The organism is Arenimonas metalli CF5-1 (assembly GCF_000747155.1).
GTDB lineage: Bacteria > Pseudomonadota > Gammaproteobacteria > Xanthomonadales > Xanthomonadaceae > Arenimonas > Arenimonas metalli.
This window is the reverse complement of sequence record NZ_AVCK01000009.1, coordinates 1-15,549: the sequence shown is the minus strand read 5'-3', so window position 1 is coordinate 15,549 and position 15,549 is coordinate 1. Positions and strand designations below refer to the sequence as shown.

Here is a 15,549-nt window from a genome sequence, read left to right as displayed (position 1 = left end):
CCCGTCGCAGGCTCAGAGCCGGCGGAAGACCAGGGTGCCGTTGGTGCCGCCGAAGCCGAAGCCGTTCGAGACCGCCACGTCCACCTGCTTGCGGCGGGCGACGTTGGGCACGTAGTCGAGGTCGCAGCCTTCGCCCGGGTTCTCGAGGTTGATCGTGGGCGGGATCACGCCGGTGTGCAGCGCCATCACCGAGAACACCGCCTCCACGCCGCCGGCGGCGCCGAGCAGGTGGCCGGTCATGGACTTGGTGGAGCTGACCATCATCTCGCGGGCGTGGTCGCCGAAGGCGGTCTTGATCGCCATCGTCTCGCCGAGGTCGCCCAGCGGCGTCGAGGTGCCGTGCGCGTTGAGGTAGCCGACCTGGTCGGCGTTGACGCCGGCGTCCTTGAGCGCCGCGCGCATGCAGCGCGCCGCGCCGTCGCCGTTCTCGCTCGGCGCGGTCATGTGGAAGGCGTCGGAGCTGGCGCCGAAGCCGGCGAGCTCGCAGTAGATGCGGGCGCCGCGGGCCTTGGCGTGCTCGTATTCCTCGAGGATCAGGATGCCGGCGCCATCGCCGAGCACGAAGCCGTCGCGGTCCTTGTCCCAGGGCCGCGAGGCGCGGGTCGGGTCGTCGTTGCGGGTGGACATCGCCTTCATCGAGCAGAAGCCGCCGACCGAAGTGGGCGTGCAGCCGTGCTCGGCGCCGCCCGCGACCATGATGTCGGCGTCGCCGTACTGGATCATGCGCATGGCGATGCCGATGGAATGGTTGGAGGTGGCGCAGGCCGACACCGCCGAGAAGTTCGGGCCCTTGATGCCCTTCATGATCGTCAGCTGGCCAGGCAGCATGTTGATGATGGTGCTGGGCACGTAGAACGGCGAGACCTTGCGCGGGCCGCCTTCGTGCAGGGTGATCGCGGTTTCCTCGATGCCGCGCACGCCGCCGATGCCGGCGCCGATGATGGCGCCGATGCGCTCGGCGTTGGCCTCGGTCACTTCCAGCCCGGCGTCGTCCATGGCCTGGAAGCAGGCGGCGAGGCCGTAGTGGATGAAGGTGTCCATCTTCTTTACGTCCTTCGGCGGCAGGAAGGACTTGGCGTCGAAGTCGCGCACCTCGCCGGCGATGCGGGTGGCGTAGGCCGAGGCATCGAAGTGGGTGATCGCGCCGATGCCGCTGCGGCCGGCCTCGATGCTGTCCCAGGCCGAGGCCAGGGTGTTGCCGATGGGCGAGACGATGCCCATGCCGGTGACGACGACGCGACGATGACTCATGGCGAAACTCCGCATGGATTCAGGGGGCACGGCCTTGCCGCGCATGCGCCGGCGTATCCGCCGGATCCCGCAAACGCGCAGGGCCGCGCAAGCGCGGCCCTGGCGTCGGCAACGCTAAGGCACTCAGGCCTTGACGTGGGCCTTGATGTAATCGATGGCCTGCTGGACCGAGGTGATCTTCTCGGCCTCTTCGTCCGGGATCTCGCACTCGAACTCTTCCTCGAGGGCCATGACCAGCTCCACGGTGTCCAGCGAGTCGGCGCCGAGGTCGTCCACGAACGAGGCGTTCACGGTGACTTCCTCTTCCTTCACGCCCAACTGCTCGATGACGATTTTCTTGACGCGTTCTTCGATGCTGCTCATGGATCGTTCTCCTCCCGGAGGGATGTGTTCGGGCGCATTGTAATGAAAAGGAAGCCGCGGCGGGCGCCTGTCGCGCCGCGGCCTGGATCGGGCGGCGGGATTCTATATCAAATCCTGCCGCGACAAGGGGTTAGGGCATGTACATGCCGCCGTTGACGTGCAGGGTCTCGCCGGTGATGTAGGCCGCCGACGGGCCGGCCAGGAAGGCCACGGCCCGGGCGATGTCCTCCGGCTCGCCGAGGCGGCCGAGGGCGATCTGGCCCACGAGGGCCTCGCGCGAGGCTTCCGGCAGGTCCTTGGTCATGTCGGTCTGGATGAAGCCCGGGGCCACCACGTTGACGGTGACGCCGCGGCTGCCGATTTCCTTGGCCAGCGACTTGCTGAAGGCGATGATGCCGGCCTTGGCCGCGGCGTAGTTGGCCTGGCCGGCATTGCCGGTGACGCCGATCACCGAGGCGATGTTGATGATGCGGCCCTTGCGCGCCTTCATCATGCCGCGCATCACGGCCTTGGACGTGCGGAAGACCGAGCTGAGGTTGGTGTCGAGGATGGCCTGCCAGTCCTCTTCCTTCATGCGCATCAGCAGGTTGTCGCGGGTGATGCCGGCGTTGTTGACCAGGATCGAGATCGGGCCGAAGGTCTTGCCGATCTCCTCGAGCACGGCCTCCACCTCGTCGCCGCTGGCGACGTCGAGCTTGCGCCCGGCCCCGCCCTGCCCCGCCAGCCGCTCGCCGATGGCGGCGGCGCCGGCCTCGGTGGTGGCGGTGCCGATCACCGTCGCGCCCAGCGCGGCCAGCTCGGCGGCAATCGCCGCCCCAATGCCCCGGCTCGCACCGGTCACCAGCGCGATTTCACCCTTCAGTACTTCGGACATCTTTGGTTACTCCGGTTTAGAGCGGTTTTGCCACTGATGAACACAGATGAACACGGATAGAGCAAAAAGAGTTTTTTGACGCGGATTGACGCGGATGAACGCGGATAAAGCAAAAACAAAGGAAACTGGGGCGCGGCGAGACCAAACCTGCTCTGTTCTATCCGCGTTTATCCGCGTCAATCCGCGTCTGAATAGTCTTCTGCCCTATCCGTGTTCATCTGTGTTCATCCGTGGCAAAAGAATCAGCTTCTCCACTCCACCAGCGCCGCGTCGAAGTCGGCGGGGGTGCCGAGGGCGCGGGTGTCGAGGGATTTGTCGATGCGCTTGCACAGGCCGGCCAGGACCTTGCCCGGGCCGCACTCGGCGATGCGGGTGGCGCCGCGGCTGGCGAGGGACTGCACGCAGTCGGTCCAGCGCACGGGCAGGTAGAGCTGGCGCGCCAGCGCCTCGCGGATCGCGGGCACCCCGGCGTGCACCTGGCCGTCGACGTTCTGCACCACCGGCAGCGCCGGCTCGCGCCAGGCCATGCCGGCCATGACTTCGGCCAGGCGGTCGGCGGCCTCGCGCATCAGCGGGGTGTGCGAGGGCACGGACACCGCGAGCTTCACCATCTTGCGCACGCCCTGCGCAGACAGCGCGGCCATCGCGCGGTCGACCGCGGCGGCGTGGCCACCGATGACGATCTGGCCGGGCGAGTTGAAGTTGGCGGGCACCACCACTTCGCTGCCGCTGGCTTCGCGGCAGGCATCGGCGACTTGCGCGTCCTCGGCGCCGAGCACCGCGGCCATGGCGCCGGTGCCCGCGGGCACGGCGAGCTGCATCAGGCGGCCGCGTTCGCGCACCAGGCGCGCGCCGTCGGCCAGCGAGATCGCGCCGGCCGCCACCAGCGCGGCGTATTCGCCTAGGCTGTGGCCGGCCAGCAGCGACGGGCGCGGACCGCCGGCCGCTTCCCACGCGCGCCAGGTGGCGACGCCGGCGGCGAGCAGCGCGGGCTGCGTGAATTCGGTCTGGTTGAGCTGCTCTTCCGGCCCCTGCTGCGACAGCGCCCAGAGATCGACCGCCGCGCCTTCGGAGGCTTCGTCGAACGCCGCGCGCACGACCGGATGCGCCGCCGCCAGTTCGGCCAGCATGCCGAGCGACTGCGAGCCCTGGCCGGGGAAAACGAAAGCGAGCATCTGGCTCATCCGAAGCGATCCGTGGGTCGTGAACGCGCCATGATAAGCGAGCCGGTGCGCCGAACGTCTGTACCTGAGCGTAGGGTCAGCCGGCCGCTTGCCGCAGGCTCACCAGCGCCTCCGCGACGGCGCGGGCACGGGCGCCGAAGGGCCGTGCCAGCGGCGCCAGCACCGCCAGCCGGCGCGCGGTGTGCGAGACCTCGGCACGCACCGCCGGCGATTCCTGCGCGAGGTGCGCGGCCAGCAGGCCGGCGTGTGCGCCGGGCCGGTCGGCGAGGAAGCGCGCGGTGGAGTGCGCGTAGAACAGCACGTCGCGCGCCTGCGCGGCCGCCAGCGGCATCAATGTCGCCGGGTCTTCCTCGAGGTCGATGAAGCCGACGCGGCCGTCGCGCAGGGTCATGTTCCGTGCGAAGGCCTGGCTGAGGTAACCACCGCGGCGATGCAGTTCGAGCAGCGCCTGCAGCCCCAGCGCCACCAGGGCGGCACGCGCCTCGGCGTTGGTTTCATCCCGGCAGGTCTGCGACAGCGTGGGGCCGAGGTCGGCGAGCAGCAGCTCGGTCTCGCCCGCGTGGAGGATGGTGGGCACGTGCGCGCCCAGCGCCGCGAGGCGGCGGATCATGGCCTGCTCCGTGCGGCAGGCCTCGGCCGGGCCCAGCGGGATCGGCGCGAGCAGCGCGTTCGCGCCCAGCCGGCGTGCGACCCAGCGCAGCACGGCGATGCGGCGGCGGGTGCCGCCATCGGAATAGGTCTTGCGCCAGGCGACGCGCCCGTCGGCCTCGACGCGACGGACGAGGGTCGCGGCCACCGGGAATCAGTAGCGGATGAGCGCCGAGCCCCAGGTGAACCCGCCACCGAAGGCTTCGAGCAGCAGCAGCTGGCCACGCTGGATCTTGCCCGAGCGCACCGCCTCGTCCAGCGCCAGCGGCACCGAGCCCGACGAGGTGTTGCCGTGCTTGTGCACGGTGACGATGACGCGGTCCATCGGCATGTCCAGGCGCTTGGCCGTGGCTTCGATGATGCGCAGGTTGGCCTGGTGCGGGATCAGCCAGTCGAGGTCGGACTTCTGCAGGCCGTTGGCCTCCAGCGTCTCGTCCACGACCGCGTCCAGCGCCTTCACCGCGTGCTTGAAGACCTCGTTGCCGGTCATCAGCACGCGCACGCCGGCGTTCTTCTCTTCCGGCTTGAAGCCGACCGAGACGCCGACCGGGTTGTACAGCAGCTCCTTCTTGCCGCCGTCCGCGTGCAGGTGCGTGGACAGGATGCCGGCCTCGGTGTCGGCCTTGAGCACCACCGCGCCGGCGCCGTCGCCGAACAGCACGCAGGTGTTGCGGTCGGACCAGTCGAGCATGCGGGTCAGCGTCTCGGCGCCGACCACCAGCACCGTCTTCGCATTGCCGGCGCGGATGAAGTTGTCGGCCACGCTGAGCGCGTAAATGAAGCCCGAGCAGGCGGCGTTGACGTCGAAGGCCGCGCAGCCGTTGGCGCCCAGGCGATGCTGGAGCAGGCAGGCGGTGGACGGGAAGATCAGGTCCGGCGTGGTGGTGCCGACGACGATCATGTCGAGCTCGGCGGCGGTGACGCCGGCGGCTTCCATCGCGGCGCGGGCGGCGCGCTCGGCGAGGTCGCAGGTGGTCTCGCCTTCGGCGGCCACGTGGCGCTGGCGGATGCCGGTGCGGCTGGCGATCCACTCGTCGCTGGTTTCGACGAACTGCTCGAGGTCCTTGTTGGTCAGGATCTTCTCGGGCAGGCCACTGCCGGTGCCGGCGATACGCGAATAAACAGCCATCCTCATCCCCTCAGGGTGCGACATGCACAAACGCACGCGGCGGGACCAGGCCCGCCGCGTTCAGGATACATCCCATCAAGCACGTCCGATCCGCCCGGGGGCGATCAGGTGCGGTCGGCCCGCCCGGGGGCGGGCCGCCGGGATCAGTCTTCGGAAACGACCGACGACTTCACCTCGATGACCTTCTTGCCACGGTAGTAGCCGTCCTTGGTCACGTGGTGGCGGATGTGCGTCTCGCCCGAGGTCGCGTCGGTGGACAGCAGCTTGGCGGTGAGCGCGTCGTGCGAACGACGCTGGCCACGGCGGGACGGGGTGACGCGGGACTTCTGGACGGCCATGTTCTATCTCCAACTACTTCTTGTGTGCCTTCAACGCGGCGAGCGCGGCGAAAGGGTTCGGTTTTTCTTCAACCTCGACGTCGGCGGGCCATTCGGCCGTGACCTCCGTCGAGCGTGGATCCATGGGTACCACCGGGATGGCGAGGATCAGTTCATCCTCGACCAGCTCGGCCGGGTGCATCTCGCCGCCGGCATCGAGCAGGAACGGCTCCATGTCCTCCGGCAGCGCCGATTCCTGGGCTTCGTCGGTCAGCAGCCCGAGGCGCTGGAACAACGAGACCGGATGCAGGAACCGCTCCAGCGTCCGCTGGCACTGTAGCGGCAGCTCGGCCTCGATGTGCAGCTCGACGAAAGGCAGGTCGAGCACCGCATCGCGGCCGAATTCCATCACGTAGCGGCAGTCGCCTTCGGCGTCCACCAGGCCGTCGCGGAGCCGGGGCATCCCGGACAGCGGCAGGCGGCCTTCGAAGCGACGCTTGGCCGAGACCATGCGCCAGGCATCAAGCACGGGAGGCAGGGGCACGGACATAAGCGCGAAATGATAGGCCCGGACCGGCGGCATGTCAAACCTAAGCCTTTGCGGAAACAGGGGTTTGCCGGCCTCGCGGGCGCTGGTGCAGACTGCCGGCTGCCGTCCGGAAGCCGCTCATGCCCAACTTCATCGTCCTGGCCGGCCTGGCCGCCCTGGTCCTGGCCCTGCCCCTGCTCTGGTGGCTGCTGCGCTCCCGCCGCCGGGACCGCGCCCTGGTCCGCCTGCTGGACCTGGCCGACGAGATGCAGGCCCTGCTCGACCGCAGCCAGAAGCAGATGCTGGCCATGCAGGCCGTCGTCGGCCGGGTGCCGTCGGACATCGCCGCCGTGGCCCACGCCTCGCTGGACCGGACCCTGCCGATCCTGGAGGCCAAGCGCGACATCCTCCAGCACCGGCTCTGGATCCAGAAGCACAGCGCCAGCGCCCCCCAGGCCGAGCTCGACGCCGCCTGCGCCGCCCTGGACCGGGCCCGGGGCAAGCTCTCGGCCCAGCTCGCGGAGCTCGAGCGCGCCGGCGCCGAACTGGCCGAGGCCACCGAGGCCAGCGCCGAGGCCGCCCGGCGGGAGCCCCCCACCCTGCGCCGGGACGCCGGCACGCCATGACCCCGCTCGTGCTGGCCTCCACCTCGCGCTACCGCCGCGAGCTGCTGGCGCGCTTCGGCCTGCCCTTCACCGTGGACCGGCCGGACGTGGACGAAAGCCCGCGGCCGGGCGAGTCCCCGCCGGACCTGGCCCGGCGGCTGGCCGAGGCCAAGGCCCGCGAGGTCGCGCGTCGCCATCCCGGCGCCTGGGTCCTCGGCTCGGACCAGGTGGCCGACCGCGACGGCCTGCCGCTGGGCAAGCCGGGGGAGCGCGATACCGCCTTTCGCCAGCTGGCCGCCGCCTCGGGGCGCGAGGTGCGGTTCCACACCGCGTTCTGCCTGGTCCGCGACGAGGACCCGGCCTTCGCCGGCCTGGACGAGACCCGGGTGCGGTTCCGGACCCTGGACAACGACGCGATCCTTCGCTACCTCGACGCCGAGCAGCCCTACGACTGTGCCGGCAGCTTCAAGTGCGAAGGCCTGGGCATCAGCCTGTTCGAGGCCATCGAGAACCGGGACCCGACCGCCCTGGTCGGCTTGCCGCTGATCGCGGTCGCCGACGCACTGCGGCGCGCGGGCTACCGGCTGCCCTGATCCGGGATCCGGACCCGCTGCGCAGGCCAGGGCTCGACGCTGCCGTCCCGGCCGTGCAGCACCAGGCCCAGCCAGCGGTCGCCGGGCGCCAGCCGTCCGGCGGGCACCCGGACTTCGAATCCGACGCGCGGATCTTCGTCGGCCAAGCCCCAGTACTGCAGCACGTCCGGCCGCGCGAGCGCGGGCGCCGCTTCGGCCACCACCTCGCCATCCAGCGTCACTTCGATCCGCGCCACGCCGGCGCCGGGCCTGAGCGCCCAGCCTGAAACCACGCCGTCTTCCCACCGCGCCCCGGGCGCCGGGGTCTCGAGCCACGCCAGCGCCGGCTGCGTGCAGCCGCTTTCATCGCCGTCCAGCGGGAACAGCAGGAAGCGCTTGCGCCCCTGGTCCACGTTCAGCACCTGCGCGGCCGGCAGCGCGCCGGCACGCGCGCACAGCGCGCGATAGCCCGCCAGGCGGTCCTTGAGCGGGCGCGCCGTGTCCTCGACCACCAGCAGCACCGGCGCATCGCCCCAGTCCGCGCGCCCCGCGCTGAGCAGGCCCCAGTCCGCCAGCTGCACGGCCCGGCCGTGCTTGGTGTTGAGCGGATGCTCGAGCACCGCGATGTCGCCGCGATCGAGCGCGAACGCCAGCTGCGCGCCCAGCATGAAGTTGTCGGCCACCACGCGTGTGTCCGCCGGCATCGCCGCCAGCGCCTGCGCCGTGGCACGCGAGGCTTCGTCCCAGCCCGCGAAATTGTCGGCGTACCCGGGGCCCGCCGCGAGCCAGGCCCTGCCTGGCGCCTGCGAAACCATCGCCAGATAGGCGAATAGCGCCACCGCGCCGAACGCCGTGCTCGCGAAGAGCGCCCGACGCCAGCCTTCCCGCCAGCTCGCCAGCACCGCCGGCGCCACACAGGCCAGCAGCAGCCAGCCCGCCAGCGGCCAGTGGAAGCTGACGCGATCGGTATCGGCGAAGAACGCCATCGCGAAATAGCCCGGCACCGCCACCGTCGCGACGCCGAGGACGAAGCGCCACGGCACTTCGCCCGGCGTATCGCGCCGTTGCCACGCCATCCGCAGCGCCGCGAGCAACAGCCCGAACAACAGCGGCGTCAGCACCAGCGCCTGCACCACCGGCCACCACAGCCCGTCCGCCTGCAGCTGCCACGGATGCCTGTCCACGAACTGGAAGCCCAGGCCGGCACCGGCGTGGGCGAGGTTCCAGGCCAGCAGCGGCCACCAGGCCAGCGCGCCCAGCGCGAACGCCAGCCAGAGCTTCGGCGAGCCGAGCAGCGCGCGACCCCGCGGATCGAGCAGCAGGCCGACGCCACCGGCGAGGATCACCAGCGCGAACCGATAGTGCGACAGCGCACCCAGCGCGAGGCCCAGCGCCAGCAGCGCGGCCGCCGGCCAGGCCGGCCGCTGCAGCATCCGGGCAAACGCGTCCAGGCACAGCAGCGTCGCGAACAGCATCGGCACGTCCGGCAGCGCCAGCACGCCCATCAGGCCGGCCAGCGGCATCAGCAGCGCGATCCACGCCGCCTGCCAGCCCGCCGCCTCGCCGAACCAGCGCCGCGCGATGCCGCGCACCAGCCACGGCAGCGCGGCCCCGAGCAGCAGGAAGGGCGCGCGCATCGCCAGCGGCTCCATGCCGCCGAGGGACGTGCCGAGCCGGACCAGCCACGCGGTCAGCCCCGGCAGGTCCGAGTAGGCCCAGGCCAGCCGCCGCGACTCCAGCGCGTAGAAGGCCTCGTCGCCGAACGGCAGCAGCGACAGCGCCAGCCAGGCCTTGGCGAGCAGAAGCAGGAGCCACGCGGCGGTGAACTTCACGCGCGCGGAACTCAGGGCCATGCCAGCATCCGGGGGGTATCCTTCCTCAGCATTCCTTACTCGGACGCACGCCATGCAAGCGCAGCCCATCGACGCCCACATCCTAACCGATGGCACCCGCCAGGCCCTGGGCGATGCCCTCGCGCAGGTGAACCGATTGGTGCTGGGCAAGCCGCGCGAAGTGCGCCTGGCCTTCACCACCCTGCTCGCCGGCGGCCACCTGCTGATCGAGGACCTGCCGGGCCTGGGCAAGACCACGCTGGCGCGGGCGATGGCGGCGACGCTGGGCCTGGATTTCCAGCGCATGCAGTTCACCTCCGACCTGCTGCCCTCCGACATCATCGGCGTGTCGATCTTCGACCAGACCTCGCGCGAATTCCGCTTCCACCCCGGCCCGGTGTTCACCCAGCTGCTGCTGGCGGACGAGATCAACCGCGCGCCGCCGCGCACGCAGAGCGCGCTGCTCGAGGCCATGGCCGAGCACCAGGTCACCGTGGACGGCACCTGCCACCCGCTGCCCCAGCCGTTCTTCGTGGTCGCGACCCAGAACCCGGTCGACCTCGCCGGCACCTTCCCGCTGCCCGATTCGCAGATGGACCGCTTCCTGATCCGGCTCAAACTCGGCTACCCCGACGCCGCCGCCGAGCGCGAGATGCTGGCCGGCGAGGACCGCCGCGACCTGATCGCGCAAAGCCTCCCGCTGCTGGGCAGCGACCAGCTGCTGGCGCTGCGCGGCGCCGTCGACCACCTGCACGCCAGCCCCGCGCTGGTGAACTACGTGCAGGCGCTGCTGCAGGAAAGCCGCCGCCATCCCGGCGTGCAGGTCGGCCTGTCGCCGCGCGCCGGCCTGGGCCTGCTGCGCGGTGCGCGGGCGCATGCCCTGCTCGACGGCCGCAGCCACGTGCTGCCGGAAGACGTGCAGGCGCTGTTCGCGCACGTGGCGGCGCACCGGCTGGTGCCCGAATCGGAGTCGGAAGGGCGCGACGCGCTCGCCGAAGGCATCCTGCGCACGGTGGCGGTGGACTGAAGCCGGTGGCGCGGCCCCTGGAACCGATCGAACGCCTCAGCGAGCGCCTCGCCCGGCTGCCGCTGGTGCGGCCGCGCACCGCCGAGTCGGTGCCGGTGCGCATCGACCGCCGGCGCGTCTACATCCTGCCCACCGGCTTCGGGCTGTTCCTGGCGCTGATGCTGCTGACGATGCTGGTCGGCGGCCTGAACTACAACAACAACCCGGCGCTGCTGCTGGCCTTCGTGATGATGGCGGTGGCGCACAACAGCCTGGTGCATGCGCACCTCACGCTGTCGGGCGTTCGCCTGATCGCGCTGCACGCCGAACCGGTGCACGCCGGGCGCGCGATCAGGCTGCGCTTCGCGTTCGATGCCGCCGGGCAGCGCCGCCGGCCCGGGCTTGAGCTGCGCGTGGGCGGCGAGGAGGCCTTCTTCGACCTGATGCCGGGAGAGCGCACCGAGGTGGTGCTGCCCCTGCCCACGACACGCCGCGGCTGGCTGCCGCTGGACCGCGTGCGGCTGTGCACGGTGCGGCCGTTCGGCCTGGCCCGCGCCTGGAGCTGGCTGCGCCCCGACACCCGCCTGCTGGTCTATCCCGCGCCGGAAGCCGAGCCGGTGCCCCTGCCCGACCTCGGCGGCGACGGCCAGGCCAGCCGCGCCCGCAGCCACGGCGAGCAGCCGCACCAGCTGCGCGACTACCGCAGCGGCGACACGCTGCGCCAGGTCGCCTGGAAAACCTCGGCGCGCATGGACCGCCTGCTGGTGCGCGAGTACGAATCCACCGCCCGCAGCGAGATCGAGCTCGACTGGTACGCGCTCGACAGCCTGCCGCACGAGGCGCGCATCAGCCGCCTCACCCGCTGGGTGCTCGAGGCCGAGCGCCAGGATCGCCGCTTCAGCCTGCGCCTGCCCGACGCCCGGCTCGGGCCGGGGTCCGGCCCCGAGCATCGCCACGCCTGCCTGCGCGCGCTGGCGCTGATGCCCCATGGCTGAGCGCATGTCGCCCTCGCTGCGCCGCTGGTGCCTGGCGGCCGCCATGGCCTGCCTGGTGCCGCTGCTGCTGCAGGTGCGCGGCGAACTCGCGCTCGGGCTGCTGGTGCTGGCCGCGATCGGCATCGCGGTGCCGCGGGCCTGGCCGACCGCGCTTCGCCTGCTGATGGTGCTGCTGGTCATCGGCTACGTGCTGGCCAGCCACAACTTCAGCATCGGCCGCGACACCGGCTGCGCGCTGCTGGCGGCGATGCTGGTGCTGAAGACCTTCGAGACCCGCGACCTTCGCGACGCGCGCAGCCTGCTCGGCTTCTCGCTGTTCGCACCGTTCGCCGCCTTCCTGCAGGACCAGGGGCCGGTGACGATGGCGCTGGCCATCCCCGCCGTCGGCCTGCTGCTGCTATCGCTCTCGGTGCTGGCCGAGCAGCGGCCCGGCGCGCCGGCGCCGGCCTTCGATGGCCGCCGGGCGAAGCTGGCCGCGGCGGCGATCGGCCTGTCGCTGCCGCTGGCGCTGGCGGGATTCTGGCTGTTCCCGCGCCTGGGCAGCCCGCTGTGGGGCATGCCCGAGAACGCCGTCGGCCGCGGCGGGCTCAGCGACAGCATGACGCCCGACCAGTGGATGGAGACGTTCGCATCGGACGAACCGGCCATGCGCGTGCGCTTCCCCGGCGGGGCGCCGGGCGCGTCCGACCTTTACTGGCGGGCGCAGGTGCTGTGGGCGTTCGATGGCCGCACCTGGAGCCGCGGCGACGTGCGGGTTCCCGGCCGGCCGCCGCCGATCCGGCCCCGGTCGCCGACCCTGCGCTACGAAGTCTCGCTGGAGCCGAATGAACGCCGGTACCTCCCCGTGCTCGACACGACGCTGGCGGCGCCCGAGGGCAGCGACCTCGGCAGCGACCTGTCGGTGCAGTCCGACCGGCCGGTGATCGGCCTGCTGCGCTACGAAGCCGTCGCGGCCGTGCGCGCCGAAGTCGGCGTGCAGCTGGACCCACGGGAAGAGCGCGCCGCGCTGTCGCTGCCGGCGGGGCTGAACCCGCGCACGCGTGCGCTCTCGGCGCAGTGGCGGGCCGAGGCGGCCGGCGACGACGAGGCCGTGGTCCGGCGCGCCCTGGCCTGGATCGGCAACGAGTTCAGCTACAGCCTCTCGGTGCCGCCCAGCGGGCGCGATGCGGTGGACGACTTCCTGTTCGAGACCCAGGTCGGCTTCTGCCAGCACTACAGTTCGGCGTTCGCCACGCTGATGCGCGGCGCCGGCATCCCGTCCCGCGTGGTCATCGGCTACGTCGGCGGCTACCGCAATCCCTACGGCGACTACTGGATGGTGAGCGGCCGCGATGCGCACGCGTGGAACGAGGTGTGGCTGGACGGCCGCGGCTGGGTGCGCGTGGACCCCACCGCGGCGGTGGCGCCCTCGCGCATCCTCGACACCATCGACGACCAGCTCCGCGCCAGGTCGCTGCTGCCCGAGGCCTTCATGCCCCTGCGCGATTTCGGCGACTGGATGCGCCGCGGCTGGAACGACTTCGTGCTCGGCTTCAATGCCGCGCGCCAGGCCAGCCTGCTGCGCCCGCTCGGCATCGACCAGGCCAGCGCGGGGCAACTGGGCGCGGCCTTCGCGGTCGGCGCCGGCCTGGCCCTGGCGATCACGCTGTGGGTGGTGATGCGCGGCCGGCCAACGCCCCGCCACCCGGTGGACGCGGCGTGGCTGGCGCTGGTGCGGCGGATGCGCCGGGCCGGCGTCGCCAAGGCGGTACACGAAGCGCCGCTGGCCTTCGGAGCCCGCCTCGCCGCGGCGCTGCCGGGCCAGGCGGATCGGATCGCGATGCTCAGCCGGCGTTACGCCGACTGGCGCTACGCTCCCGCCCGACCCACCCCCGATGAAGAGGCGCAGCTCGCCCGCGACCTGCGCGCCTTCCGACCCACCCCCGCGCGCCCCGGAGCCACGCCATGAAACGCCTGCTGATCGCCACTGCCGTGCTGGCCCTGTCCGGCTGCGTCACCACGCCGAAACCCCTGCAGGGCGAGTTCGCGGCCATCACCCCGCGCGTCGCGGTGCAGCAGGACCTGGCGGGGGAACGCGTGCGCTGGGGCGGGCGCCTGCTCGAGCTGGTGCGCTTCGACACCCACACCTGCTTCCTGGTGGCGTCCGAGCCGCTGGCCGAGGATGCCCGGCCCTACGGCCGCAGCCCGGGCCAAGGCCGTTTCCTGGCCTGCCGCCCCGGCGCCTACGATCCGGCGGTGTTCGCACCCGGCCGACAGCTGACCTTCGCGGGCACGCTGGCCGGCGTCGAGGTGCACGAGATCGGCGGCGGCTTCCGCCTGCCGCGCATGGATGCGGACGTGGTCTATCTGTGGCCCGAGACGCCGGAAAGCACCCGCGTCAAGGCGCCTTCGCCCTACACCTGGTGAACCCGGCTCAACCCGGCGGCCAGGCCATCGGCCGCCCGGCCAGCAGGTGCAGGTGGATGTGGAAGACGGTCTGGCCGCCGTCGCGGTTGCAGTTCATCACCACGCGGTAGCCGTCCTCGGCGAAGCCTTCGCGCTTGGCATAGGCCGCCGCGGCCATCGCCAGCCGGCCGACCACGATCTCGTCGCCGGAGCCCAGGTCGTTGAGCGTCGCCACCGCGCGCTTCGGGATGAACAGCACGTGCACCGGCGCCTGCGGGTGGATGTCGCGGAAGGCCAGCACGTGCTCGTCCTCGAAGACGACGTCGGCGGGGATCTCGCGGGCGATGATCTTGTCGAAAATCGTGGCCATCGTGGCGTCCTTCAGGAAGGGATCTCGGTGCGCGAACCGAAGGCATGCGCGAGCGTGCCGCGGTCGACGTATTCCAGTTCGCCGCCCAGCGGTACGCCGTGCGCGAGCCGGCTCGGGCGCACGTTCGACTGCCGCGCCAGCTGCGCGAGGTAGTGCGCGGTCGCCTCGCCCTCGACGGTGGGGTTGGTGGCGATGATGAGCTCGCGCGGCTCGCCGCTGGCCAGGCGCTCGGCCAGCTTGTCGAGGCCGAGTTCGCGCGGGCCGATGCCGTCGAGCGGCGACAGCCGGCCCTGCAGCACGAAGTAGAGGCCGCGGTAGCCGGTGGCCTGTTCGATCACCAGGCGGTCGGCCGGGGATTCGATGGCGCACAGCAGGCTGCGGTCGCGCGAGCCGCTGGCGCAGATCGGGCACAGCGGGTCTTCGCTGAAATCACGGCAGGACTCGCAGTGGCCGACGCGCTCGACCGCCTCGGCCAGCGCGCCGGCGAGGCGCAGGCCGCCCTCGCGGTCGCGCTCGAGCAGGTGGTAGGCCATGCGCTGGGCCGATTTCTGGCCGACGCCGGGCAGGCAGCGCAGCGCCTCGATCAGCTGTTCGAGCAGGGGCGAGGCGCTCATGCGGGAAGGATCAGAACATCCCCGGCAGCTTCATGCCCGGCGGGATCGGCATGCCGGCGGTGGCGGCGGACATGCGCTTCTGGCTTTCCTCGTTGGCCTTGTTCACCGCGTCGTTGAACGCCGCGGCGACCAGGTCTTCCGCCATTTCCGGATCGGCCAGCACCGAGGGATCGATGCGGACGCTGCGGCACTCCATCTTGCCGGTCAGCGTGACCTTGACCACGCCGCCACCGGACTGGCCCTGCACCTCGATGGTGGCCAGTTCGTCCTGGGCCTTCTTGAGGTTTTCCTGCATGCGCTGGGCCTGCTGCATGAGTTGGGCGATGTTGCCTCGCATGGTGTGTTCCTTCTGATCAGTGGTCGTCGAGGGGACGGATGGATTCGGTGAGGACGGTGGCGCCCTGCTGCACCAGGCGGCTGACCACCGGGTCGGACAGGAAGGCCGATTCGGCCTCGGACTGGCGCTGGCCGCGCTCGCGCTCGGTGCGCGCGTGCAGGGTATCGCCGGCGTGGGCGCGGGCGGATTCGAAGCGGATCTGCGGCGGCGCGCCGAGCGGGCCGGCCAGGGCCTGGGCCAGCTGGCGCACCAGGCCGTCGCTGCGCAGGTGGTCGAAGCTGTCGGGCAGCGAGAGCTGCAGCACGCCGTCCTGGTGGCCGCAGAAGGCGCTGTGCGCGGCCAGTTCGCGCACCGGGCCCTTCAGGCCGACGCTGGCCACGAGGGCGAGCCAATCCTCGGCGTGGGCGAGCACCTGGCCGGAAGACGCCGCGGCCGGGGCGCCGGGCGCGCTGGCCGGTGCGGTCGGAGCCGGGCCTGCGGCGGTGGGCGCCGGGCTCGGGATCGGGCCGCGGGTCGGCTGGGGTTCGCTGGCCATTGC

19 protein-coding genes are annotated in these 15,549 nt (G+C 71.8%); 6 read left to right on the top strand and 13 right to left on the bottom strand.

From position 1 onward, the window contains the following. Positions 1 to 12: 12 nt before the first annotated feature. The 8 genes from fabF to N787_RS02435 form a co-directional block, all read right to left on the bottom strand. Complete coding sequence (gene fabF / locus N787_RS02470) at positions 13 to 1,251, bottom strand: beta-ketoacyl-ACP synthase II (RefSeq protein ID WP_084590586.1); 1,239 nt, start codon at positions 1,249 to 1,251, stop codon at positions 13 to 15. Between the two features lie 123 nt (positions 1,252 to 1,374). Then, a complete protein-coding gene (acpP, locus tag N787_RS02465) occupies positions 1,375 to 1,614 on the bottom strand; it encodes an acyl carrier protein (RefSeq protein ID WP_034210536.1) in 240 nt (79 codons plus the stop codon). 130 nt (positions 1,615 to 1,744) lie between these two features. Further along, positions 1,745 to 2,488 (bottom strand): 3-oxoacyl-ACP reductase FabG, encoded by a 744-nt coding sequence (gene fabG / locus N787_RS02460; protein WP_034210534.1) that lies wholly within the window; start codon positions 2,486 to 2,488, stop codon positions 1,745 to 1,747. A 242-nt stretch (positions 2,489 to 2,730) separates the two neighbouring features. Continuing rightward, positions 2,731 to 3,663 carry an ACP S-malonyltransferase gene (gene fabD, locus N787_RS02455; RefSeq protein ID WP_425387839.1) on the bottom strand — a complete coding sequence of 311 codons (933 nt, stop codon included), beginning with the start codon at positions 3,661 to 3,663 and terminating at the stop codon, positions 2,731 to 2,733. An 85-nt stretch (positions 3,664 to 3,748) separates the two neighbouring features. Beyond that, positions 3,749 to 4,468: a BUD32 family EKC/KEOPS complex subunit gene (locus N787_RS02450; protein ID WP_052575061.1), complete on the bottom strand. Its 720-nt coding sequence runs from the start codon at positions 4,466 to 4,468 to the stop codon at positions 3,749 to 3,751. A 6-nt stretch (positions 4,469 to 4,474) separates the two neighbouring features. Beyond that, positions 4,475 to 5,455, bottom strand: a complete 981-nt coding sequence (locus N787_RS02445; RefSeq protein WP_034210532.1) for a beta-ketoacyl-ACP synthase III — start codon at positions 5,453 to 5,455, stop codon at positions 4,475 to 4,477. A gap of 137 nt (positions 5,456 to 5,592) precedes the next feature. Further along, complete coding sequence (gene rpmF / locus N787_RS02440; RefSeq protein WP_034210531.1) at positions 5,593 to 5,787, bottom strand: 50S ribosomal protein L32; 195 nt, start codon at positions 5,785 to 5,787, stop codon at positions 5,593 to 5,595. A gap of 13 nt (positions 5,788 to 5,800) precedes the next feature. Beyond that, positions 5,801 to 6,316, bottom strand: coding sequence for a YceD family protein (locus tag N787_RS02435; protein WP_034210530.1), 516 nt, complete (start codon positions 6,314 to 6,316; stop codon positions 5,801 to 5,803). Between the two features lie 119 nt (positions 6,317 to 6,435). On the opposite strand from N787_RS02435, the gene N787_RS02430 reads away from it, so the two are divergent. Beyond that, positions 6,436 to 6,921, top strand: coding sequence for a hypothetical protein (locus N787_RS02430; RefSeq protein ID WP_034210529.1), 486 nt, complete (start codon positions 6,436 to 6,438; stop codon positions 6,919 to 6,921). Then, complete coding sequence (locus N787_RS02425) at positions 6,918 to 7,493, top strand: Maf family protein (RefSeq protein WP_034210528.1); 576 nt, start codon at positions 6,918 to 6,920, stop codon at positions 7,491 to 7,493. Before N787_RS02430 ends, N787_RS02425 begins: the two co-directional genes overlap by 4 nt. Here N787_RS02425 and N787_RS02420 read toward each other — a convergent pair. Further along, positions 7,478 to 9,325, bottom strand: a complete 1,848-nt coding sequence (locus N787_RS02420; protein WP_052575060.1) for a glycosyltransferase family 39 protein — start codon at positions 9,323 to 9,325, stop codon at positions 7,478 to 7,480. The genes N787_RS02425 and N787_RS02420 overlap by 16 nt on opposite strands. Before the next feature lie 52 nt (positions 9,326 to 9,377). Between N787_RS02420 and N787_RS02415 the strand changes: the two genes are divergently transcribed. The 4 genes from N787_RS02415 to N787_RS02400 are packed head-to-tail and all read left to right on the top strand — an operon-like array spanning position 9,378 to position 13,711. Next, the gene (locus N787_RS02415; RefSeq protein ID WP_034210527.1) at positions 9,378 to 10,331 is read left to right on the top strand and encodes an AAA family ATPase; all 954 of its coding nucleotides are present in this window, start codon (positions 9,378 to 9,380) and stop codon (positions 10,329 to 10,331) included. Between the two features lie 5 nt (positions 10,332 to 10,336). After that, positions 10,337 to 11,305, top strand: coding sequence for a DUF58 domain-containing protein (locus N787_RS02410; RefSeq protein WP_245593942.1), 969 nt, complete (start codon positions 10,337 to 10,339; stop codon positions 11,303 to 11,305). After that, positions 11,298 to 13,253, top strand: coding sequence for a transglutaminase TgpA family protein (locus N787_RS02405; protein WP_034210526.1), 1,956 nt, complete (start codon positions 11,298 to 11,300; stop codon positions 13,251 to 13,253). Before N787_RS02410 ends, N787_RS02405 begins: the two co-directional genes overlap by 8 nt. Beyond that, a complete protein-coding gene (locus N787_RS02400; RefSeq protein WP_052575058.1) occupies positions 13,250 to 13,711 on the top strand; it encodes a Slp family lipoprotein in 462 nt (153 codons plus the stop codon). The genes N787_RS02405 and N787_RS02400 overlap by 4 nt, the downstream gene beginning before the upstream one ends. Positions 13,712 to 13,718: 7 nt before the next feature. Here N787_RS02400 and N787_RS02395 read toward each other — a convergent pair whose 3' ends face one another. The 4 genes from N787_RS02395 to N787_RS02380 form a co-directional block, all read right to left on the bottom strand. Continuing rightward, complete coding sequence (locus N787_RS02395) at positions 13,719 to 14,060, bottom strand: histidine triad nucleotide-binding protein (protein ID WP_034210525.1); 342 nt, start codon at positions 14,058 to 14,060, stop codon at positions 13,719 to 13,721. 11 nt (positions 14,061 to 14,071) lie between these two features. Beyond that, the gene (gene recR, locus N787_RS02390) at positions 14,072 to 14,674 is read right to left on the bottom strand and encodes a recombination mediator RecR (protein WP_034210523.1); all 603 of its coding nucleotides are present in this window, start codon (positions 14,672 to 14,674) and stop codon (positions 14,072 to 14,074) included. 10 nt (positions 14,675 to 14,684) lie between these two features. After that, positions 14,685 to 15,011, bottom strand: coding sequence for a YbaB/EbfC family nucleoid-associated protein (locus N787_RS02385; RefSeq protein WP_034210520.1), 327 nt, complete (start codon positions 15,009 to 15,011; stop codon positions 14,685 to 14,687). Positions 15,012 to 15,027: 16 nt separating this feature from the next. Beyond that, a partial coding sequence (locus tag N787_RS02380; RefSeq protein ID WP_281174057.1) for a DNA polymerase III subunit gamma/tau C-terminal domain-containing protein occupies positions 15,028 to 15,549 on the bottom strand: 522 nt, incomplete at its 5' end.

Coding starts and splice junctions, on each gene's coding strand:
- N787_RS02395 (WP_034210525.1), bottom strand. CDS start 14,060: ATGGCCACGATTTTCGACAAGATCATCGCCCGCGAGATCCCCGCCGAC.
- N787_RS02435 (WP_034210530.1), bottom strand. CDS start 6,316: ATGTCCGTGCCCCTGCCTCCCGTGCTTGATGCCTGGCGCATGGTCTCG.
- N787_RS02430 (WP_034210529.1), top strand. CDS start 6,436: ATGCCCAACTTCATCGTCCTGGCCGGCCTGGCCGCCCTGGTCCTGGCC.
- N787_RS02415 (WP_034210527.1), top strand. CDS start 9,378: ATGCAAGCGCAGCCCATCGACGCCCACATCCTAACCGATGGCACCCGC.
- N787_RS02400 (WP_052575058.1), top strand. CDS start 13,250: ATGAAACGCCTGCTGATCGCCACTGCCGTGCTGGCCCTGTCCGGCTGC.
- recR (WP_034210523.1), bottom strand. CDS start 14,674: ATGAGCGCCTCGCCCCTGCTCGAACAGCTGATCGAGGCGCTGCGCTGC.
- acpP (WP_034210536.1), bottom strand. CDS start 1,614: ATGAGCAGCATCGAAGAACGCGTCAAGAAAATCGTCATCGAGCAGTTG.
- N787_RS02420 (WP_052575060.1), bottom strand. CDS start 9,325: ATGGCCCTGAGTTCCGCGCGCGTGAAGTTCACCGCCGCGTGGCTCCTG.
- N787_RS02445 (WP_034210532.1), bottom strand. CDS start 5,455: ATGAGGATGGCTGTTTATTCGCGTATCGCCGGCACCGGCAGTGGCCTG.
- N787_RS02425 (WP_034210528.1), top strand. CDS start 6,918: ATGACCCCGCTCGTGCTGGCCTCCACCTCGCGCTACCGCCGCGAGCTG.
- N787_RS02405 (WP_034210526.1), top strand. CDS start 11,298: ATGGCTGAGCGCATGTCGCCCTCGCTGCGCCGCTGGTGCCTGGCGGCC.
- rpmF (WP_034210531.1), bottom strand. CDS start 5,787: ATGGCCGTCCAGAAGTCCCGCGTCACCCCGTCCCGCCGTGGCCAGCGT.
- fabD (WP_425387839.1), bottom strand. CDS start 3,663: ATGCTCGCTTTCGTTTTCCCCGGCCAGGGCTCGCAGTCGCTCGGCATG.
- fabG (WP_034210534.1), bottom strand. CDS start 2,488: ATGTCCGAAGTACTGAAGGGTGAAATCGCGCTGGTGACCGGTGCGAGC.
- N787_RS02385 (WP_034210520.1), bottom strand. CDS start 15,011: ATGCGAGGCAACATCGCCCAACTCATGCAGCAGGCCCAGCGCATGCAG.
- fabF (WP_084590586.1), bottom strand. CDS start 1,251: ATGAGTCATCGTCGCGTCGTCGTCACCGGCATGGGCATCGTCTCGCCC.